Source organism: Marinobacterium sedimentorum (assembly GCF_024267675.1).
Classification (GTDB): Bacteria; Pseudomonadota; Gammaproteobacteria; order Pseudomonadales; family Balneatricaceae; genus Marinobacterium_A; species Marinobacterium_A sedimentorum.
The window spans coordinates 104,472-124,851 of sequence record NZ_JALDYX010000011.1 but is presented as its reverse complement, the minus strand read 5'-3'; the positions used below and the strand labels follow the sequence as shown (position 1 = coordinate 124,851).

Below are 20,380 nucleotides of genomic sequence, written 5' to 3'. Positions count from 1 at the left end.
AATTGCCGAAAACAAATCACCCGCTGAACGTCCTGCTGCCTTGTGGATACAGCAAAAACTTCAATATTAACCCGGCAGGTTAATAGCTTAATCCGTCAGCACAGGGCACCCTTTCGGAGGGCAATCGGAACCGGCGTCGGCCAGATTGTTGGCTTTCTCGGTTGCGCCCGCGTCGCTGCGTCGGACCGCGTCAAACCCCAGAAGGCCGCTATATGGCGTGTCGAGGAAATGCCCACATCGAGCATGTAGTCGCCGCTTGAGCCGCTGCCGTTGCGACCGCCCGTTTTGAGCGGTGTACCGTGGCCCATCCCGGTGATGCAGTATTCCTCCAGAAACTCTTGGCCGCCGGCATCGTTCCAGACCCGCCGGGGATATCCATCGACGACGTCAGTGCGGGTTGGCACAGGTGGCAGGTCGTGAAGGCTAAGCCACTGTCCAAGGATCGCCTCGGCATTCAAAGGATCGACGGTGTGATCGCTGCTGCCGTGCCAGATTGAGATCGTCGGCCAGGGTCCGTCATAATCAGACGCATCGCGCAACCGGGCTGCAAGCTGCTGTGCTGTCGGACCGCCGCGCCCCTGCATGCTGCGGTATGCTTCCGGGACAGTGTCCGCGCATCCGTATGGCAACCCTGCGATGATGGCTCCGCCGGCAAACACTTCCGGACAGGTCGCAAGCATGACCGAGGTCATGGCGCCGCCTGCGGACAGACCGGTGATGAAGATGCGCTGGCGGTCGATGGCATGATCGCCGATCACCTGCTCAACCATATTCAGGATCGAGAGCGGCTCGCCAGCGCCACGGTTGTTGTGGCTCGGCTCGAACCAATTGAAGCCGAGTACGCAGTTATTCGAGCGCTGCTGCTCGGGGAACAGCAATGCAAATCCATGCCGGTCGGCAAGCTCTGACCAGCCAGAGCCGCTGTCGTATTCCGCCGCCGTCTGCTGGCAGCCATGCAGCACGATCACAAGCGGCGCATTCTCGAGCAAGTATTCCGGTATGTATGTCAGAGCCCGCAACGATCCGGGATTGGTGCCGAATTCGACCAGCTTGGACAGACGATCGATTGAAGGCTTATCTTCTCCCATATACGCAAATGGGTTCATCAGGTTCATCAGATTGATCATTATGTCGTCCTTACTTCAGCAAGCACCCAGGAAGCCTCGCCCAATTCGTTAAATACCACGATCAAACCGTGCCAATACATTCGCTGAAAATTCGACTGGTCTCGCATTTTCAGCACAAGACACTGAAAGCCTGAGTCACCCCTGGGTGATCAGCACCATTGTGCCGCCCGCCCCCTTCGTGATCTTCACGAGACCACAAGCGGATTGGCAAGCGCTTCGACGATGCCCCCGTGGAAATCGAAGTGCCCCTTGCTGGAGACGCCCGAGTGCAGCGACAGCCTGGCTGTCAACGGTGAGCTCGAAAAGCGCAGTGTCTGCGATATCAAGAGTTCAACAGCTGAACGTCTGAGGATGATAACGCACTCATGGCGCCGACTCTGTGCGGCAGCGAACAGTGATGAAGTCTGGGTAGGGGGTAATATGCTAATCACGCGACTAGTTTCGAATCCGCGAAACTCGCAATCAGCCGGTTCAACTATCGTCGCTCAATCTAAGGAAAACAGATCATGTTATACACAATTGCTGTAATACTTTTGGTTCTTTGGGCGCTGGGTTTGGTGACTTCGATCACCGCAGGGGGCTTTATCCACGCCCTGCTTGTGATCGCAATCATCATGGTCGTTTACCAGCTCATTACCGGCCGCAGGATCAACTGAGGATTCGCGCGGCTGCGATTGAGGAGCACGCTATGCAGGTTCAGATTAACACCGACCACAATATCCACCATGACGAAGCGCTGGAGGCATGGATCACCGGTATCGTTGAGAGCGCCCTGGCCCACTCGAGCGATCAGATCACGCGGGTCGAGGTTCACCTGAGTGACGAGAACGGCCGCAAGAGCGGTCAGCATGATAAGCGCTGCATGATGGAGGCTCGACTCGAGGGGCGCAGCCCTATCGCTGTTACTGACCATGCAGCCACGTTAGACAAGGCCGTTCACGATGCCGCCGGAAAATTGGGTCGAATGGTTCAAAGCGCTGTCGGCCGAGCCGCTGAACGCAAAGCGTCATCACACTGACGCGCAGCCGAAAGACAACCTGCCGCTAGCTCATGGCTGGCAGGCCGTCCCGGCGCACGGATGCGGTTATATTCCACGCATGTACAACAGTACGCTCCTCGGCGAAGCCCAACCCAGCACATCCAGCACATCCAGCAGAACGAACCGAAGGCACTCCGACCGCGAGCACATTGACTCTAGAAACAAGATGATGTCCCCTCGCCTCAAGAGGATTAGATGTTGCTGAATGCCGCTCAGATTGATCCCGGGTGTTGAGCGATATCCCTTCGTCAAAGCGTCATCTGGGCTAATCTGAACAAAACGAAAGCGGCGTCCGGCGAAGCCGGACCGGCGCCAAGGAGAACTTTCTATGCTGGATGGACTTTTCACCCTGCCGTGGTGGGGCTATCTACTCGTCCTGTTGACCCTGACCCACGGCACCATCGTCTCGATCACAATTTTTCTGCACCGTGCCCAGGCCCACCGCTCCCTAACATTGCACCCGGCGATCAGCCACCTGTTCCGCTTCTGGCTTTGGCTGACCACCGGCATGGTGACCCGCGAATGGGTGGCGATTCATCGCAAGCACCATGCACACTGCGATGCCGACGGCGACCCACACAGTCCGGAGCTGGTCGGGATCTCCCGGGTGCTCTGGCGCGGCGTCGAACTCTACCGGGAGGCAGCAGAGGGCGATACCGCGATGCTCAAGCGCTACGGCCAGGGCACGCCGGACGACTGGCTGGAACGCCGCCTCTACAGCCGCTACCCCTCTGTCGGCCTGGGCCTGATGCTGCTGATCGACCTGCTCTGCTTCGGCGCCCTCGGTCTCAGTATCTGGGCGATCCAGATGGCCTGGATCCCGTTTTTCGCCGCCGGCGTGATCAACGGTCTGGGGCACTGGAGCGGTTACCGCAATTTCGAAACCGCCGACGCCTCGACCAACCTGGTCCCCTTCGCCATTCTGATCGGCGGCGAAGAGCTGCACAACAACCACCACGCGGCGCCGGCTTCGCCACGGCTGTCGTTTCGCTGGTTCGAACTGGATATCGGCTGGGCCTATATCCGCCTGCTGTCATGGCTGCGCCTGGCACGGATCCGCCAGACCGGGCTGCTGCCCAAGCTGGCCGCCGACCTGAGCCCGAACACCTGGTCGAGCCGGCTGCATGTCTTGAGTGCCTATGGCAAGCGTGTGTTGGTGCCACTGCTGAAACGGGAATGCCGGGGTTCCAGCCGGTCCCAACGACGCCTGCTCAAGCGTGCGCGCTGGCTGATGCTGCGGGAGAAATGCAAGCTTACCGAACAGCAGCGACATTGCCTCGATCGCTCGCTGTCCCTGAGCCGCCGCCTTGCTATCGCCTATGACTATCAGTTACGGCTGCGCGCGCTCTGGCAACTACCGGGCCGTTCGACCGATAAACTGCGCCTCGCGCTGCAGGACTGGTGTCAGGATGCCCGCCAGTCCGGCATCGACAGCCTGGCCGAGTTCGCCGAACTGATGTTGAACGCTCAGCATCACAATCCGGTGGCAGTGGCCACCGGCCGATAAGGCCCCGCGCCACCAGACGTACAGAAACAGCACTGCGTCTGATGGCGCGGGAAACTATAGCCACTTCATTAATTTTCCATAACGGTCAGATAGAACGCCAAAGCCATACCCACACACGCACACGACGTTCGACAAACTGTAGACAGTGACAAACAGAGTGATGCTTTCGGGTCGGACAGCCAAGTCTCGACCTATAGGCGCTAGAACAGGCCCGAGCAGCAGCTCATCAGCACCGACGATAAACGCGATGAAATACAAGGTTACGTTTCGGACCCGTACCATATTGCCCCCTCCCTCAGGGCTCGTAGCAGGTCGCTGTTTTAACGTTGTGCAGAGACCAGCACCATCATCGGTCGCTCCACCTCTTCAGCCAGCGCCGGGGTCGCCGCGATCTGCTCCACACTCGGCCCCCACTCATCAACATGGCGAAGGGCAAAGCCTGCGGCCATTAGCGCGTTCAACGTGGTGCCCAGGGTTCGATGGTATTTGAGTACCCCGTCCGCCAGCCAGTTGCTAAGGCGTTGGCCTTCGTTGTGATAATTGTTGACCGCCCAAGACCGCTGGCCCTCACTGTCGGTAAACCAGCCCTGACGTACCGGGCACGTGTAGATAGGGTGTTCTGTGGTTAAGACAAGCCATCCTCCCGGTTGCAGCGCTTGATGGATGGCGGTCAGTAGCGGTGCGAGGTCGGGCAAGTAATGCAATGTCAACGAACTGTACACCAGATCGAACGCTTGGCTGGGCAGTGCGAGCTGTTCGAGATCCCCGAGCCGGTAGCTGATGCCGGGGTCGTCGGTTAGCTCCCGCGCACGGGCCAGCATTTTCTCGGACAAATCGACGCCAATCACTTCGGCGGCTCCCGCAGCTCGTGCGCTGCGGCAAAACCAGCCGTAACCGCAACCAAGATCAATGACCCTTTTGTCGGCAAGGTCTGGGAGCATGGCCTGGATAGAGGCCCATTCAGGTGCTCCGTCCAAACCGAACTGCGAGCGCGGCAGTTGGGCGTAACCGTCGAAGAAGGCCTGGTTATCGTAGATATTCTGAGACATGGTGAACTCCTGAAGATGTTTAGGAGGCTGTCCTACAATGCTCGACCTACTGCGAACTACCTGAGTTTGGCTGTTTTTTGTGCTGTTTTTCGTTAAATAGAACCACTATTCGCCTTGAAACACCGCAAAAAACCGCTCAAACCAGCCAGCTCTCGCTACGGCCAGCATTCTCGGACAGCCTCCTGGTTAGCCCCAAAAATGAGGCAAAAAAAACGAGCAGGGAATGCCCTGCTCGTTCTATGGAGCTGCCGCCAGGCAACTCAAACGAAAAGGGCCGTGGATGAATTATCATCCACGGCCCAAGTTCAATCGCCATACACTTATAAACCTCCATCCATACGGACGAGGCGTTCAAGTGTTATGGCGATGAATGAAAGGAGGTTAAACCTCCTGATCAGGCTCTGAACAACGCTTCATCGCAAGCAGTTTGTCAGAGCACACTCGGGTAACGAGCTGATCCGAAGCGAACATGGTTAGCATGTCAGTCCCAACAATATATAAAGTGCCGAAAAATTAGCATCAGGAGTTGAACCAGTCAACCAGCCTGAGAATGTAGCACATCTGTATAAGCGGCATTCTGCTCCCACTGTTGCAAGGACAACAGAAACTGCAAGGGGTCACCCATTAGCCTGGCCCTGCGCCCGCGATCAATACGTCACTGCTGAGACTGAAAAAATGACCAGGCCATTGATAAGCGCGAACCCGTTATGACGGTCGATGGTCGACGGTTGATGGACAAGCTATGTGCGATGGCGTACAGACGCTGAAAAGACAGGCATGTATAAAAGATATTCCCCCAGTGGCCAAGCTGACTCGGCCGATGAGCATCGTAGCCAGTAACGGGACCACGCATCTACTCAGCCCTGAATGAAGATTAATCATGAAACACATTAAGCTTCGCACGAATTTGAACGCCGCCGTTTTGGTCGCTGGAACAATCATGGCCGCAGGCGCACAGGCTTACACGCACGAAGGCGGCTTCCACATGATGGACGACTATGGCTCAGGCTGGATGGGCGGGCACGGCGGGGTTTGGGTGATGATCCTGCTCGTCGCCGTCGTTGCCGGTCTGGTGGGATGGATCATCGGAAAAAAGAGAAAGTGAACCGACAGCTGCAGCTTGAAGGCAAACAGCAGGATGAGAAATTGCCGATGAACGAAGAGTATTTATCTTTTCACCACCTAACAGGGGTCAATTTATGTACGGATTCAGCACTAAGCTAAAGCTACCGTTCGATACCGCCGTCACGAAAGTCACCGAGGCTCTGAAAAAAGAAGGCTTCGGTGTGCTCACCGATATCGATCTCAAGGCGACATTGAAAGCAAAACTCAACATCGAACATCGACCGTATCGCATACTCGGCGCATGCAACCCGCCGCTTGCCCATCGCGCGATCGAGGCCGACCCCGACATCGGGCTGCTGTTGCCCTGCAACGTGGTCGTGCGCGAAGAAGCCGACGGGAGCATAACGGTTGCGTTCATGGACCCCGCGGCCGTGTTGCAGTTAGTCGACAAACCCGCAGTGCATGCCCTTGGCAAGGAAGTGCTGCTACTGCTGCAGAAAGTCTGTGCGAGCCTCGAAGCCTAAAGAACCAGCATCTGCCCGCTTCAACCCCAGTGCCGGACGAGCTACCTGTGCCGGGCCTGGCGGCGGCCTTAGAGGTGAACATCAGTTCTGTAATGGCCCCTGCTGTGGACAGTCAGCAACCGCGATCAAGGGCTTGCTGAAAATTGGCTATGGGGCGCACAAATTACTCTGCTATCGCGGTGGTATGCAGGACCAGGCTCAAGCCATTGGGCAAATAATCACTCGGGAGAACGAGAGATGAATACTAAAGCTAAAGTTGCGTTAATCACGGGTGCCGGTCAGGGAATTGGGCGCGCCATTGCCTTAAGGCTGGCGAAGGATGGTGTGGACATTGCAATTGTCGACCTCAAGAAAGACAAAATGGATGCCGTCGCCAAAGAGGTGCGAGCCCTGGGCCGCAAGGCAACGGTTTTCGTTGCCGATGTAACGAGTCGCGACCAGGTCTATGCCGCGGTTGACCATGCCGAAAAGGAACTGGGCGGCTTTGACATCATGGTCAACAATGCCGGGATCGCTCAGGTACAGCCGTTGGCTGATGTCACGCCAGAGGAAGTGGACGCCATTTTCAAAGTGAACATCGAGGGCGTGCTCTGGGGAATCCAGGCGGCGGCCAAGAAATTCAAGGCTCGCGGTCACAAGGGCAAAATCATAAGCGCATCATCGGTTGCCGGTCATAACGGCTTTGCCATGCTCGGAGTGTACTCTGCCACCAAGTTCGCAATCCGCGGCCTGACTCAGGCAGCAGCGCTCGAATATGCCAGCGACGGCATCACTGTCAATGCCTACTGCCCGGGTATTGTAGGAACTGACATGTGGGTTGAGATTGACGAACGCTTTGCGAAACTGACCGGTGCGCAGAAAGGAGCAACCTACAAGAAGTATGTCGAGGGGATTGCACTGGGCCGGGCTGAGACACCGGACGACGTGGCCGCTTTCGTCTCGTATCTGGCCGGTCCGGATTCAGACTATATGACCGGACAAGCCCCAATCATTGATGGCGGCATCGTTTACCGCTGATGCGCACAGTGTTGGCTCCGTTCTTCAGGGCCATTCCGGCGACCGGACTATCCGTTACCAAGGCTAAGCGTTCGAATCTCTTGTGCTGGCCGTGAACGAAGTGAATATGCGCGGTGAAACCGGCAACGCTCACCCGGCCGGGGAAATTACTGGAAAGAACAAATATGCCGTGGAGCAGATCCTGGTCGTCGAGAAAGGAGTCGACAGCAGCGCCGAGTCCGCCGACGTCTTCTTTGCTCACCCTTTGTTCAGTGCCGCGTGCGGTTTGAGCACAAAAATGCCTTCCGGTTTCAATATCCCGTCGTCGAGCATCTAAGCACGCCATGAGCGCTGCCACCACCGTGCCAGGCCATCATGGCCAGCCTCTCAGTTCGCCAGCGAACAGACGGCTCCTGGATGGATACGTACAGTGCAAGGCACACGACAAACCCGAGGATAACCATGCTGAAATCACGAGAAGGTCAAAAAGTCCCCCAGGTCACTTTTCCGATCCGGGTCGATAATGAATGGCGCAAGATAAGCACCGATGAACTGTTCAAAGGCAAGACGGTGGTGCTGTTTGCGCTGCCCGGAGCTTTCACGCCGACCTGCTCCAGCACCCACCTGCCGCGTTTCAACGAGCTGGCAGACGTATTAAAGGAGAACGGGATCGATAGCGTCATCTGTCTGGCCGTCAACGATCCCTTCGTGATGGAAACCTGGAAACAGGAGCAGAACGCCGAAAAGATCTACTTCCTGCCCGATGGCAACGGCGAATTCAGCGAAGGCATGGGCTTGCTGGTGGACAAATCGGACATCGGCCTGGGCAAGCGCAGTTGGCGCTATTCCATGCTGGTGAAGGATGGCCTGATTCAAAAAATGTTCATCGAGCCGGAAGAACCAGACGATGCGTTCACGGTGTCGGACGCCGATACCTTGCTGGCCTATATCAACCCCAATGCCAGTCCCCCGCCGCGAATCAGCTTTTTCAGCAAACCCGGGTGCCCGCACTGTGCTCGTGCTCGCAAGATGTTGATCGACAAGGGCTATCTGTTTGAAGAAATCGAGTTGGGTAGGCACGGCATCAGTTACAGTTCCATGCAAGCGGTAACGGGTCGCGGGACAACACCCCAGGTGTATATCGATGGTCAGCACATCGGCGGCGCCGACGAGCTGACAACCTGGCTGGCCAAGTGAACTCTACTCGGCGCGGGTCACCAGGGCGTGGCCTAGCTGATGCGTTGGGACTGGCAATCCGGAATCTTTGCAGGCGCAATCTCCCATGACCCCGATTCACGTCGATGTCGCCATTATCGGTTCGGGCACCGCCGGTATAGGCGCCTACCATGCAGCGCGAGCCCATACGGATTCAGTCCTACTGATCGAAGGCGGCGTCTACGGCACAACCTGCGCCCGCGTAGGCTGCATGCCCAGCAAGTTGCTGATTGCCGCCGCAGAAGCCGCTCATCAAGCGCGCCATACAGATCCATTCGGGGTCCATGTCAAAGATGTAGTCATCGACGGTGCGGCGGTGATGGCAAGGGTGCGACGCGAACGGGACCGTTTTGTCGGGTTCGTGCTGGAGTCGATGGATTCCTTTCCGCAAGGCGACCGTCTAATGGCAAAGGTCAGATTTCAGGATGCCAATACTCTGCTGACAGAGCAGGGTCAGTCGATTCACGCCCGATGCATCGTGATCGCCACCGGTAGCAGTCCCATCCTGCCGCCGCTGCTGAAAGATTTGGGCACTCACCTGCTGACCAATGAAACCATCTTCGAACTGCCTGCTTTACCGAAGCGCCTGGTGGTGTTCGGACCCGGTCCGCTCGGGCTGGAACTGGGTCAGGCGATGAGCCGCCTGGGAGTGCTGACCAAAATGTTCGGCGTGAAAGGCGGAATTGCCGGTATACGTGACCCGGCGATTCGTGACTACGCCGACAAGACGTTCAATGGAGAGTTTTATCTGGATGCATCGGCACAGGTGAAATCAGTCAAGGCATCCACCACCGGGGTAGAGGTCCAATACTTACACCGGGATGGCGCCTGGAGAACCGAGCAGTTCGACTACGTGCTGGCGTCAACGGGCCGAGCTCCCAATGTCGCCGGTCTAGATCTGCAAAGCACCGGACTGCAGCTTGGCGAGCGTGGCATACCAGTGTTTGACCGCTTTACCCAGCGCTGTGGCAACAGTTCGATCTTTATTGCGGGCGACGCCAGCAACGACATCCCCCTGTTGCATGAAGCTGCCGATCAGGGTCGCATTGCCGGCGACAATGCCGGACGTTACCCTGATGTACGATCGGGCTTGCGCCGTACGCCTCTGGCCGTGGTGTTTACAGATCCGCAAGTGGCATCAGTCGGATTCAATCTGGATCAGTTGAACCAGCACTTCAAGGATCGATTCGCCATGGGCCAGGTATCCTTCGAGGATCAGGGACGCAGCCGCGTCATGTTGCGCAACAAGGGGATCCTGAAAGTCTATGCCGAGCGGGGCAGCGGCTTGTTCCTGGGGGCGGAAATGTTCGGCCCTGCCGCCGAGCATATCGGACACCTGTTGGCCTGGGCGGCGCAAAAACGCATGACAGTGTCCGAAATGCTGGAAATGACCATTTATCATCCGGTCATCGAAGAAGGCTTAAGGACTGCCCTGCGTGATCTCAACCATAAGCTGCATATAGGCCCAGACGTGATAAAGCGCTGTATGGATTGTGGGCCTGGCGCTTGAGTATTGCGCCCGCGCACCAGCGAACTTGATCGGGATGAGGGAACCTATGAACAAGTCCCCTTGTGTGCGTTACCGTACAGACGACTAATGGGCGCTCGCTTATGCTCAACAGATCAGTCAATTGAATGCGATGTTTTATGGAAAATAGTGTTAGCAGCCGAATTGAGGCTGAACTAGCTCATCGATTCGAAGGTCGAATGGACGCTGGATTAATCGCTGCTGCACTTGTTACGCTCTGGCGGGAGATCGATATCGTGCTGAATCCCATTATGGGTAAACGTGGGGTCGCTGCTCTTTATCAACGCAGTCTTTATCTTGCTGCCCAAACGTATCCCTGGCTGGCGAGTCCTCACCAAGGGGTTCAGACCTCTATCGATTTCACACATTTCAAATCGTTGTTAATTCATCAACAGCCGGATGATCTTATCCAGGGTGGCTCTGTTATTTTTAAAAACCTTCATGAATTGTTGGTCAGTTTAGTAGGACCTTCGCTCACGGAGCGATTGCTGCGCTCGGTGGGAGATAACCTTTTTAGCAGCCCACCCGCACAGGAATGCAAATGAACACCAAAGTCAAAATCAAACGTTTAGCGACCGGTGTACCCGGTCTAGACGAAATCTTGGGTGGTGGTTTACCGGAATTTTCTTTTAATCTCATTGCCGGGTCGCCCGGTTGTGGAAAAACCACACTAGCACACCAAATGATGTTCGCTCTGGCAACTCGTGAAAGACCCGCGCTGTATTTGACAGTGCTGGGTGAGCCGCCATTGAAAATGCTGCGGTATCAGCAGCAATTCGACTTTTTCGATAGCGAAGCGATCGATCACTCGATTCGCTTTGTCAATCTGGCGGACGATGCTTTAACGGGCAATTTGGATCAGGTCCTAAGCCGTATCGTCGCTGAAGTTGAGGCGCACAGTCCGGCACTGGTATTTGTAGATTCGTTTCGTTCAATGACGCTTGCGAATAAATCCACTGACAATTCGCATAATATCCTGCAGCAATTCGTGCAGGAGCTCGGCATGTTGATGACAAGCTGGCAGGCCACCACTTTTTTGATCGGCGAATATCTTAACGAGAACGATCCTAACCCCGTATTTACCGTAGCCGATGGCTTGATATGGATGCGTCAAAGTGTGAAGCGTAACTCCATGGTCCGCAAGCTGGCGATTATGAAAATGCGGGGGCAGCCGACACTGCCGGGGTTGCATACTTTTCGCATCGATAGCTCAGGCCTGAAAATATTTGCGCCCGCTAAAAGCGTCGTAAATACACCTGATAATTCGCTGAGTAGTAACATCGATTCACGGGTATCTATGGGAATTCCCGAGCTGGACGAAATGTTGGGAGGTGGTTTTCCAAGTGGTTATTCGCTGTTAGTCGCAGGCCCCTCGGGATCAGGAAAAAGTATTTTGGCGGCAAGCTTTCTGGCGGAGGGTGCGCGGCGCGGCGAAAAAGGCATTATAGCTGCCTTCGAACAGCGCCCCAGAGGATTGCGCAATCACATCCTGGTTAATTTAATTGACGAGGGCCACGTCAGCTTGCTGGATAGCCGGGCGCCTGATCTCTCAATCGATGAAATCGTGGTTCAGCTGCTCAGCGAGATCGACCGATTTAAGGCAACTCGCGTGGTTATCGATTCGCTATCGGGTTTTGAGCTCGCCGTCGCTCCGACGTTTCGCGACGACTTTCGTGAATCGCTCGCACGCCTGGTTGCTGCCCTAGCGTCCACAGGCGTCACCGTGTTGATGACCTCGGAACTTGAAGATCGCTACACCGACCTGCGGTTTAGCCCCTATGGTACGGCTTTCCTGACCGATGCCATCATTGTCCAGCGCTACATTGAAGTCGATAGCCGTTTATGCCGGATGATGGCCGTGGTGAAAGTGCGTGCGAGTAGTCATTCCGATCAATTGCGCCAATACCATATCGATGCTGACGGGATACATATCGGTGAAATGCTCAATGATCAGGAAGGTTTGTTGAGCGGTCGCGCAACTAAAATCCAACCCACGCCATTGCCTACTGCCGAGACAACGGCGACTGACAACGGATTACCTGGCGGCCCTCAGTGACAGCCACCCTCCCGGGCCGGAGCGAAGACAAAGTGGCGAAGGCCGCCCATGAGTTGATGCGGCTGGAAAAACAAATCGTAGAAGCGCGCCTGCTGCTGACGCGTCTACAAGCAGATTTGATCGATGTCGGCAACAAATTAGGCAGCGAAACAATGCTGATGGTCGAGGCAAACCAACAGCTGGTGTTGTCGACCATAGATGCACAAATACATGCGGAAAAGATCGCTCGGTCGGCCGAGCTCGATGCATTGACGGCGTTACCGAACCGAATGCTGTTGCTGGATCGTTTTACTCAAGCAGTTGCTGTGGCAAAGCGTCATGGTAGCTGTCTCGCGTTGTTATTTCTCGACATCAATGACTTCAAGCATATCAACGACACCCACGGCCACAGTGTTGGCGATCAGGTATTGCAGCATATTGCACATTGTCTAACGGCTGTTGTTCGCCAAGTTGATACAGTGAGTCGCCACGGTGGCGATGAGTTTTTAATCTTGCTAGCGGAGATCACACAGGTATCCGATGCTATTCTTATTGCCGATAAGATCCACACATCCCTTTTAGATCCTTATCCTCTAGGCGATCAGGTCTTAAGGCTCACGGTGAGTATCGGCATCAGTCTTTATCCAGACCACGGCGAAGATCCCGGTGAACTGATAGAGTGTGCAGATAGTGCGATGTACCAGGCCAAGCGTAACGGTTTCAGTAGCTGTGTCTATCGCGGTGATAAAGTTGCCAGGGTCAGCAATACCAAATTGGCAGAACCTGCATTGCCGATGGCGCCGCATCATTTACCGGTACTCGTTCCCGAAGCCAGGAATCATTTGGAGGGTGAAAACCCTTTACTCGAAGCCAACGAGCAGTTAGTCATTGCAACGTTGAATGCTCAGGCGGATGCCGAAATCGCCAGGATCACCTTAGAAAAAATGGAGCAATCCATCGAGCTTGAGGTAGTCACCCGCGCCAATCGTGGTAAAAGTGAATTTCTAGCGCGTGTCAGTCACGAATTACGTACTCCGCTTAATGCTATTTTGGGACTCAGCCATCTCATGCTGATGGATAATGATAGCTGTGGCTACCTTGGCGTGAAGCAACGCGAGCGGTTAGAAGCAATACAGTTGGCGGGCCAGCAACTGCTTTCGCTCGATGCACAGGATCAGGTCTTGCCTTCCTCCCCCTGATAATCCGGCTTGCCCGCGAATAGTGCAGGCCGAAGAACGTCCCTATTGCTTTCATACTCTGTCCGCTGCTACTGGGCAAGATCATAACTCGGTCACGGACAATCTTCTGGTACTCGCGATATAAATCAACGACATCGTACACGCAAACGCGTGCACGACTGATGCCTCAGCTGACGATTTTCTTTACTAACGATCAAAGCCTCGCATCGATGCTCCTCTGGTGCCCAATTCATGATAGAAAAGATCCCTGTTCCTGTTCACCTTTTCCATAACGGCTACAAGCAAAACGACTCCGGCCAGATAAAGTAAGGCCCGAAGCGCTTGCTGACTTTAAATTCACCGCCTTCGGTTTTCCCTTTTTCGGTAATCAAATGCTTGCCGTCCTGGAGCTCCAGGTTGCCTGCCTCGACCATTCTGTCGAGGAAGGTCTGGGTGGAGACACCGAGCTTTTTGGCCAGTTTCGACGATGTTATTTTGCCGCTGGCAGGTTCCAAGCTTTCACTGGAAGCAGCGGGCTCAGCAGTCACCGTCTCGGCACGTTCGGCCTGGGCGCTGGAGATCTTTTCCAGTGACATCCGTACTTCGTCGCTGATGCGGATAATGCGCTGGGCCTCTTCAAAGGCTTCGCGGTAGATTTCAGGGTCCTGGGAGCGGGACAAATGTATGCCCATCTCGTTGTTGTTGACCTGGCTGAACTCGTACAGATTCAGGCTGGTGATGATGCAGGACTCTTCGTTCAGGTAGCACTTGGCATGCAGGTTCTTGCAGAAGCTGGTGCGGATATAGGTGAGCTCACGCAGCCAATTGATCTCTTCGGGCTGAAGTTCGTTCTTGCCATAGACAATGCGGACGTCAATCTTGAGCCGGTTCTTGTCGGACAGCAGCTCCTTGACCCGGTCGTTCAATTTCAGGAACGGACTGATCAGAATCAGCCTCTCCGAAGCGCCCTTGATCAACTCCTCAAGAAAATAATTTGTCGCGCTGGTATTCAGAAACTTTGCCAATTTGTACAACCTCCGATGTTGCATAAACCAGGGTGCTGGAGCCCGTCAGAATTCATGTCGGGCAGATACATACACCTCTACCCCCAACAAAACACATTGCGGCCGTTAATTGAGCGGCCACAGAAAAACCTGTCTGAGAACACGTTCAATGGCATTTTTGAGGAGATAGAGTGAGAAGAAAGCATAGGACCGTTCCCTGGTTATCGCGACTCCATTCCATGAGCCGTTGTATCGTTGAAGATGCGCCAATTTACCAGTGTTTGCAAACAGAGACAAACAGCTTGGCGACGCGCTGCCAGGCGCGTGCAATTTGCAATAATTAACTAGCACCACCAAAACATCAGAACGCCCCCCCCCTTATGAAGCCGGCGAGCACTGAGGTCATTGTGCGATCAGGCCCGCAGGGGCGAGACAGGGACTGTCGAGCTGCAGATTAGGAACAGGATGTTCCGTTAGCTGCACCCGTACAATGGCGTCAGAGCGCAGCGGAAAGGCTTCATCGGGGGCGCCTTTCTTTGGTTACTTTCTTTGCGCGTGCAAAGAAAGTGACGCGCCAGCAAGGCGCAACACAAACCATCAAACCGAGCCGAAGCCCCCGCCGGCACTGAAGATCCAATGCCCAGGGACTCACGCTCCCAGCAAAGTGTTACCCATGTCATTGAACTGAACCGTTACCTACGGGCATGAACTACACCCTAACGAGTGGTTCGATTCGATGGAGGCTCGCTGCCCCCCAATCAAAGCCAGTACCCGATGGGCACGCTCCGCTTTGCCCATCCTACAAGTGCATATCCAGCCGCAAGAATTAAATCAGTATTACCAAGACATCAGAACGACCCACTCCCCCTGATGAGCAGAAAATTGCTCCTGCATTTTCTGGCTACCGGCCATCCATGGCCGTATGCCGGCGAGCACTGGGGCCATGCGGCGAATTGGCCCAAAGGGTCGAGACAGGGACTGTATCGATGCCGATTAGCACATGAATGTGCCGACTCTCCACCTTGAAGGCCGGCGCCCGTCGCATGGACTCAGAGCGCAGCGGAAAGGCTTCTTCGGGGCGCGTTTCCTTTGCGCTCTTTCCTTCTAGGAAGTCCTCGTCGCGCAACAAGGAAAGTAGGTCGCCGTCAGGCGAAAAACAGACCATCAAACCGAGCCGAAGCGTCCGTCAGCACTGCAGATCCAACGGGCAGAAACTCACGCTCCCAGCAAAGTGTTACCCATGTCATTGAACTTCGCTGTCACCCAAGTCCCTATATCGTTCGCAGGTCAAACGCTGCAATTCGCCCGGAGACCGGGCTCCCACGATTCCCCCCAGCCTGGCGAAATGTATTTATACGACACATTACAGGCGCTTTGCCTCTAAAGTGTGGGCGCAGAGCGCATTCGGCGAATTGGCCCGAAGTGGCACAACTGGGACTGTTGTGCCGGCTCTTTATCTTGAAGGAAACGCCACCCGCAGAATCCCCCAGAGCGTAGCAAGGAGGCTTCATCGGGGTGTATTCTTAAAGCTAAAAAGCCTTGGATACTTTCTTTTCACGAGCAAAGACAATATGTCGATCACAGACGAAAAACAGACAATCAAACCGAGCCGAAGTGTCCGCCAGATTAATAGCCTTACGTTTCTGTTAGAAAATTAAAGAGCCGACACACCTTCAATTTGCATTACTGAATTAGCATTGGCGCGTTCAATAATTTTAAGCAAGGCAGACTGAATAACTTCATTTTCTCTAACGTCAGTTTCACTCGAAAACCTTTCCTCTTGCACTTCGGCGCCTTCTTCCAAAGTAAACTGAATAACGACTTCTGTTGCACAATCAGCGCTTTTACCAAAGTACGCCAGTGTAATCTGAGGATAACCTTTAAATCCTTTATTAACCTGCTTTGCAATTCGTTTTTTAGCTTTATCCACATTCATACAGAATCCTTGAAACCACTGAAACAGAGAAAAATATACTGCATCAAACACCAATCGGGTGAAATTGGCAGCGATCTGGACCAGAAATGTACCATTTTTACTTGGCAGACTCTCGGACTTAATACGGGTCTACTCGACTCAGGCATCCTGCTTCGCCCTACTTCCTGCATCCATGCACTTGTGCAGTCGTGCAGTAGTGCGGAAAAGCCCGACAGGCAGCTCGAGGCGCGTTGCCTGCTGCGTCAGGATTGAAGGGATTATTAGGCAGCAGCGCCACTAACCGAGAAGCTGCGGGTTGAGCTGCCACAGGGAAAAATTCAGTGCAGCTGCGAAACTCACCCATAGCAGGTATGGGAGAAGCAGCACAGCCGCAAGAAGCCGTACGCGCCAGAAAGAGACCAGGGTAGCCACAATAAGGCTCCACAGCACTATGACCTCGACGAACGCCCAAAGGCCGCTATGCCAGGCAAAGAAAACCCAACTCCACAGTGCGTTGAACGCAAGCTGCACCAGAAACAACCTGAGTGCCTGGCGATTGGCGCGCAATCCACCACAGCGCCATACCAGCCAGGCTGCGATGGCCATCAGAACGTAGAGCGCCGTCCATACAGGGCCAAAAACCCATGGCGGCGGTGCCCAATCAAGCTGCACAAGCTGGCTGTAAAAAGACTTGGCCTGTATCGAAGCCACGGCTCCAACGGCGGAAGCCACAAAGCTTAGAATCAGCCAACCGACTAGCCCCATAATCTGCTTGTACTTTAACAGTGACCGCATCGGAATCTCCGCTTGTTGCCTGAAGCATATACCGTGGCTTATTGATTTTAGATAAAAACCATCACAGCTGCGGCCACAGGCCTGGATACCGCTGCAAGGCCGTTTTATCCGGCCAGCTCATCCAAAAGCGCCTGCAGCCAGGCGACCGCCCGTCCTGCAACGAAATAGATCCTGCAACGCAGTCAGGGCCAGGAAGAACAGAGGAATTGAGATTGGAGGCAACTCACCCAGCCCGGCTTGCGTTGCTCAGCTGAAGGTTTGCTTTATTGACGATAAAAATCTGACACCCATACTCCGTCGGTGCCTGAAGCATGATGCTCAATACAGGCTCAAGTTGAAAGGAAAACGCCGAAGGCATTAAAAAGGCGTCAGTGACGCGAGCGCAACCCAAGATCAAACCTGACCGTCCGGTATGGCAGCACTCAACTTCAGGGATCTCAGCACGGCCAGATAGCCCCTTAGTCACAAAATTGCTCCTGCATTTTCTGACTACCGGCCATACGTCTGCGAGACAGGGACTGTCGAACCAACACCAGAAGAGCTTCGTCGCGGGGCGCAACTCCTACAACCGCGGCAGTCTTTAACTTCACAAGCGAGTCTGAGCAACCAAAACTTCAGAACGGCCACCCTCCCCCTTATGAGCAGAAAATTGCTCCTGCATTTTCTGGCTACCGGCCATCCATGGCCGTATGCCGGCGAGCACTGGCGTCAGTGTACGATCAGGCCCGCAGGGGCAAAGACAGGGACTGTTACGCCGCAGATTAGGCACAGGATGTGCCGGTTGGCCGGCACCCGCAGAATGGCGTCAGATCGCAGCGGAAAGGCTTCATCGGGACGCCTTTCTTTGGTTACTTTCTTTGCGCGTGCAAAGAAAGTAACGCGCCAGCAAGGCGCAACACTACCCATCAAATCACCTCGCAGCACTCGCCAACACAACAGGTTCAAGGAACCAGACGTATCAATACTCATATAAAGTGTTACCCATGTCATTGAACTTCGCTGTTACCCAAGTCCCTATATCGTTCGCAGATCAGACGCTCAAATTCGCCCGGAGACCGGGCTCCTACGATTCCACCCTGCCTGACGAAATGTATTTATTCGACACGCCACAGGCCCTTTGCCTCTAATGTATGGGCGCAGAACGCATCCGGCGAATTAACCCGCAGCGGCAAGACAGGGACTGTCGATCCGCAGATAGCGACACAGGATGTGCCGGCTCTTCACCTTGAAGGGAGTGCCGCCCATACAATGACGCCAGAGCGCAGCAAGAAGGATTCATCGGGGCGCATTCTTCAAGGTAAATCGATGTGCATTACTTTCGTTGGAAACAGTCCTTGTCGCGTAACAAGGAAAGTCGGTCGCCAAAAGGCAAAATACAGACTCAAAAAACACCGCAGACTCTCCGCCGGCAGGTCCGATCCAGAAAACATATGTCTCCAGCTCCTTACTATTACAGCCATACGTTATGACGGCATGGCGGCGTGCTACCGGCAGACGCCTTTCAAGCGCCTGCTGGATTACAACATGCCTCAGTGATGCCCCATGGCCGACACAGCACCCTTGCCATCAGGCAACGCCACCATCACGTTCTGCATCATGCCTTCGTCTTCATGGTCCAGGATATGGCAGTGCAGCACGAATTCGCCGATATAGCGCTCATAGCGGCTGCGGGTCTTGATCACCACCCCCTGTTCGACAAAGAGCGTATCCCGCCAGCGACCCGTCATGCCGTAATACTGGCTCGCGGGATCGGCGGTCAGGTCCTGCCAGCTGGCCGGGTCCGCGCAGTTTTCGCTGAGGCACTTCTGCACCGACACCACCTGGAAGGGATTGACGTGGATATGAAACGGGTGACCGGCAAAGAACGTGCTGAGGGTCCACTCATCGACGCCCCCGAGCTTGAGCACCCGGTTCACCTTGGTGGCCGAATACGGGCTGGCATCCTGCAGGCTGTAGGTGCCGGTCGCGGCGTCGTAATCGAGGGTACCTATCTCATAGCGGTTCGGGGCCGGGGGCGATATGGCGATGTTAAAGCCCAGGGTCTGGCTGCCGGTGACCTCGGCTTGCATGATCGTCTTGTGATCGACGAAGGCGCTGAGCTTCAGCTGGTCTTCAAGGTCCCTGACGATGCTGTCCCTAACGTCTGCGGGCATGAACTTGAGGGCCGACGCCACCAGCCAGTCCTGTACCCAGCTGCGCAGGGCGTCGGTCAGGCTGCGCCCGCTGAGATCCGCCAGCGCCTGAACCCGGTTGTCGGCATCCGCCAGCGGCGGCAGCACCTGAACATAGCCCAGCAGTTCACGGCCGTGTGCCTGGCCGTTCACCGCCTGGGTCGCCTCCAGGCTGGCGTCTATCACGCAATAAATACCGGCGGCGGGAAAGGTCATCAGCAGATCCTCCCGGTAACCGGGCTGCAGTATGGTGCGATCCTGGCTGGCGACCTGCGCCCGGGTCAGGCCGTCCGAGGCCACCGAAAACTGCGGGATCAGGGCGCCGTCGCACTGCGTATCCACCTGCTCGGTTCGGTCCTCCAGCGAGGCCGGCTGATACGGGTCCGTCAAGACAGACGCCCGGGCTTTTCGAAACTGCAGGTTGATGCTGTCCCGAACGCCGGCATGCACCAGCCGCCAGCGTTCCAGATCGCCGGCACGCACCTGGGTAAAGGTCGGCATGACGACCCCGTTGATGCTGGTATAGCGGCCGGATGCGTTCCAGGCGCTAATGCCGTTGCTGATACCGAACTGATCATAGGCCTCTATCTGGCCGATCCTTTCGCTGTCATGGGGGCTTTCCTTGTTGCAGATCCAGTTGCCCTCGCTGTCTTTGAGAATCGGCCCCAACTGGCCGAGCCCGGCGCCCGGTTGCCGGCAGGCATAGCCGATCTGCTGGAATACCACAATGCGCTCCCTGATCGGCTGGGGGCTGTCCGGCGCCGGCTGCAGCAGCAGGGTGTCCAGGTCACCCGAGCGCACCTGATCGCCCTGCTGCCGCGGATAACGGGTGCCGCGAATGACCAGCGGGCCCGCCATGCCGCTCGACACCTGCAACGCGGTGGAACCGTGCAGGTGCGGGTGATACCAGAAGGTGCCGGCCGGGTGGTCAACCGGGATGTTGTATTCGTACTGGAAGCTCACATCCGGCTTGATGCTCAGCAGCACGTTGTCGCTGTTGCCGGCGGGGCTGATCCACAAACCGTGGGTGTGCATGTTGGTGGTGTTGAAACAGTGGCCGCCGTTGCCGTCTGCGCTGGTGCCGGGACAGGAGGGATCGTCGGCGGGCAGCTTGTTGTTCAGGCTCAGGCGAAAGGTTTCCCCCGGGTAGAGCTCCACCACCGGCCCGATGTAGGGCACCGTCTTGCTGGTCACGCTACCGGTCAGCGCCCGGAGCCTAGCAGGTTGTCGGA

At 55.6% G+C, this 20,380-nt stretch carries 18 protein-coding genes; 12 read left to right on the top strand and 6 right to left on the bottom strand.

The window, feature by feature from the left end:
* Positions 1-95 precede the first annotated feature (95 nt).
* Complete coding sequence (locus MRS74_RS11835; RefSeq protein ID WP_254580495.1) at positions 96-1,127, bottom strand: extracellular catalytic domain type 1 short-chain-length polyhydroxyalkanoate depolymerase; 1,032 nt, start codon at positions 1,125-1,127, stop codon at positions 96-98.
* 506 nt (positions 1,128-1,633) lie between these two features.
* On the opposite strand from MRS74_RS11835, the gene MRS74_RS11830 reads away from it, so the two are divergent.
* The 3 genes from MRS74_RS11830 (at position 1,634) to MRS74_RS11820 (ending at position 3,673) form a co-directional block, all read left to right on the top strand.
* Positions 1,634-1,783 (top strand): lmo0937 family membrane protein, encoded by a 150-nt coding sequence (locus tag MRS74_RS11830; RefSeq protein ID WP_254580494.1) that lies wholly within the window; start codon positions 1,634-1,636, stop codon positions 1,781-1,783.
* 32 nt (positions 1,784-1,815) lie between these two features.
* Entirely contained in the window at positions 1,816-2,145 is a 330-nt protein-coding gene (locus MRS74_RS11825; RefSeq protein WP_254580493.1) for an HPF/RaiA family ribosome-associated protein, read from the top strand.
* Between the two features lie 349 nt (positions 2,146-2,494).
* The gene (locus tag MRS74_RS11820; protein ID WP_254580492.1) at positions 2,495-3,673 is read left to right on the top strand and encodes a DesA family fatty acid desaturase; all 1,179 of its coding nucleotides are present in this window, start codon (positions 2,495-2,497) and stop codon (positions 3,671-3,673) included.
* 320 nt (positions 3,674-3,993) lie between these two features.
* On the opposite strand, the gene MRS74_RS11815 is transcribed toward MRS74_RS11820, so the two are convergent.
* Entirely contained in the window at positions 3,994-4,722 is a 729-nt protein-coding gene (locus tag MRS74_RS11815) for a class I SAM-dependent methyltransferase (protein WP_254580491.1), read from the bottom strand.
* 880 nt (positions 4,723-5,602) lie between these two features.
* Between MRS74_RS11815 and MRS74_RS11810 the strand changes: the two genes are divergently transcribed.
* From MRS74_RS11810 to MRS74_RS11770, 9 genes are all read left to right on the top strand, one after another.
* Complete coding sequence (locus MRS74_RS11810) at positions 5,603-5,827, top strand: hypothetical protein (RefSeq protein ID WP_254580490.1); 225 nt, start codon at positions 5,603-5,605, stop codon at positions 5,825-5,827.
* Between the two features lie 94 nt (positions 5,828-5,921).
* Entirely contained in the window at positions 5,922-6,311 is a 390-nt protein-coding gene (locus MRS74_RS11805) for a DUF302 domain-containing protein (RefSeq protein ID WP_254580489.1), read from the top strand.
* A gap of 237 nt (positions 6,312-6,548) precedes the next feature.
* On the top strand, positions 6,549-7,328 hold the full coding sequence (locus tag MRS74_RS11800) for an acetoin reductase (RefSeq protein ID WP_254580488.1): 780 nt from the start codon (positions 6,549-6,551) through the stop codon (positions 7,326-7,328).
* Between the two features lie 91 nt (positions 7,329-7,419).
* The gene (locus MRS74_RS11795; RefSeq protein ID WP_254580487.1) at positions 7,420-7,644 is read left to right on the top strand and encodes a hypothetical protein; all 225 of its coding nucleotides are present in this window, start codon (positions 7,420-7,422) and stop codon (positions 7,642-7,644) included.
* 125 nt (positions 7,645-7,769) lie between these two features.
* Entirely contained in the window at positions 7,770-8,504 is a 735-nt protein-coding gene (locus MRS74_RS11790; protein ID WP_254580486.1) for a glutathione peroxidase, read from the top strand.
* Positions 8,505-8,589: 85 nt separating this feature from the next.
* Positions 8,590-10,032: a dihydrolipoyl dehydrogenase gene (locus tag MRS74_RS11785; RefSeq protein WP_254580485.1), complete on the top strand. Its 1,443-nt coding sequence runs from the start codon at positions 8,590-8,592 to the stop codon at positions 10,030-10,032.
* Positions 10,033-10,169: 137 nt separating this feature from the next.
* Positions 10,170-10,595, top strand: coding sequence for a hypothetical protein (locus tag MRS74_RS11780; protein ID WP_254580484.1), 426 nt, complete (start codon positions 10,170-10,172; stop codon positions 10,593-10,595).
* On the top strand, positions 10,592-12,106 hold the full coding sequence (locus MRS74_RS11775; protein WP_254580483.1) for an ATPase domain-containing protein: 1,515 nt from the start codon (positions 10,592-10,594) through the stop codon (positions 12,104-12,106). The genes MRS74_RS11780 and MRS74_RS11775 overlap by 4 nt, the downstream gene beginning before the upstream one ends.
* 32 nt (positions 12,107-12,138) lie before the next feature.
* Entirely contained in the window at positions 12,139-13,284 is a 1,146-nt protein-coding gene (locus MRS74_RS11770; RefSeq protein ID WP_254580482.1) for a diguanylate cyclase domain-containing protein, read from the top strand.
* Between the two features lie 275 nt (positions 13,285-13,559).
* Here MRS74_RS11770 and MRS74_RS11765 read toward each other — a convergent pair whose 3' ends face one another.
* The 4 genes from MRS74_RS11765 to MRS74_RS11750 all read right to left on the bottom strand — a co-directional run bounded on the left by MRS74_RS11765 (position 13,560) and on the right by MRS74_RS11750 (position 20,342).
* Positions 13,560-14,288, bottom strand: coding sequence for a phospholipase D family protein (locus MRS74_RS11765; RefSeq protein WP_254580481.1), 729 nt, complete (start codon positions 14,286-14,288; stop codon positions 13,560-13,562).
* 1,633 nt (positions 14,289-15,921) lie between these two features.
* Entirely contained in the window at positions 15,922-16,203 is a 282-nt protein-coding gene (locus MRS74_RS11760; protein WP_254580480.1) for a hypothetical protein, read from the bottom strand.
* Between the two features lie 276 nt (positions 16,204-16,479).
* Positions 16,480-16,977 (bottom strand): TspO/MBR family protein, encoded by a 498-nt coding sequence (locus MRS74_RS11755; protein ID WP_254580479.1) that lies wholly within the window; start codon positions 16,975-16,977, stop codon positions 16,480-16,482.
* Positions 16,978-18,506: 1,529 nt separating this feature from the next.
* Positions 18,507-20,342 (bottom strand): multicopper oxidase family protein, encoded by a 1,836-nt coding sequence (locus tag MRS74_RS11750; RefSeq protein ID WP_254580478.1) that lies wholly within the window; start codon positions 20,340-20,342, stop codon positions 18,507-18,509.
* Between the last annotated feature and the right edge of the window lie 38 nt (positions 20,343-20,380).

Bases quoted from the DNA above. Each gene is read 5' to 3' on its own strand.
- MRS74_RS11835 (WP_254580495.1), bottom strand. From the start codon at position 1,127: ATGATCAATCTGATGAACCTGATGAACCCATTTGCGTATATGGGAGAA.
- MRS74_RS11830 (WP_254580494.1), top strand. From the start codon at position 1,634: ATGTTATACACAATTGCTGTAATACTTTTGGTTCTTTGGGCGCTGGGT.
- MRS74_RS11825 (WP_254580493.1), top strand. From the start codon at position 1,816: ATGCAGGTTCAGATTAACACCGACCACAATATCCACCATGACGAAGCG.
- MRS74_RS11820 (WP_254580492.1), top strand. From the start codon at position 2,495: ATGCTGGATGGACTTTTCACCCTGCCGTGGTGGGGCTATCTACTCGTC.
- MRS74_RS11815 (WP_254580491.1), bottom strand. From the start codon at position 4,722: ATGTCTCAGAATATCTACGATAACCAGGCCTTCTTCGACGGTTACGCC.
- MRS74_RS11810 (WP_254580490.1), top strand. From the start codon at position 5,603: ATGAAACACATTAAGCTTCGCACGAATTTGAACGCCGCCGTTTTGGTC.
- MRS74_RS11805 (WP_254580489.1), top strand. From the start codon at position 5,922: ATGTACGGATTCAGCACTAAGCTAAAGCTACCGTTCGATACCGCCGTC.
- MRS74_RS11800 (WP_254580488.1), top strand. From the start codon at position 6,549: ATGAATACTAAAGCTAAAGTTGCGTTAATCACGGGTGCCGGTCAGGGA.
- MRS74_RS11790 (WP_254580486.1), top strand. From the start codon at position 7,770: ATGCTGAAATCACGAGAAGGTCAAAAAGTCCCCCAGGTCACTTTTCCG.
- MRS74_RS11785 (WP_254580485.1), top strand. From the start codon at position 8,590: ATGACCCCGATTCACGTCGATGTCGCCATTATCGGTTCGGGCACCGCC.
- MRS74_RS11780 (WP_254580484.1), top strand. From the start codon at position 10,170: ATGGAAAATAGTGTTAGCAGCCGAATTGAGGCTGAACTAGCTCATCGA.
- MRS74_RS11775 (WP_254580483.1), top strand. From the start codon at position 10,592: ATGAACACCAAAGTCAAAATCAAACGTTTAGCGACCGGTGTACCCGGT.
- MRS74_RS11760 (WP_254580480.1), bottom strand. From the start codon at position 16,203: ATGAATGTGGATAAAGCTAAAAAACGAATTGCAAAGCAGGTTAATAAA.
- MRS74_RS11755 (WP_254580479.1), bottom strand. From the start codon at position 16,977: ATGCGGTCACTGTTAAAGTACAAGCAGATTATGGGGCTAGTCGGTTGG.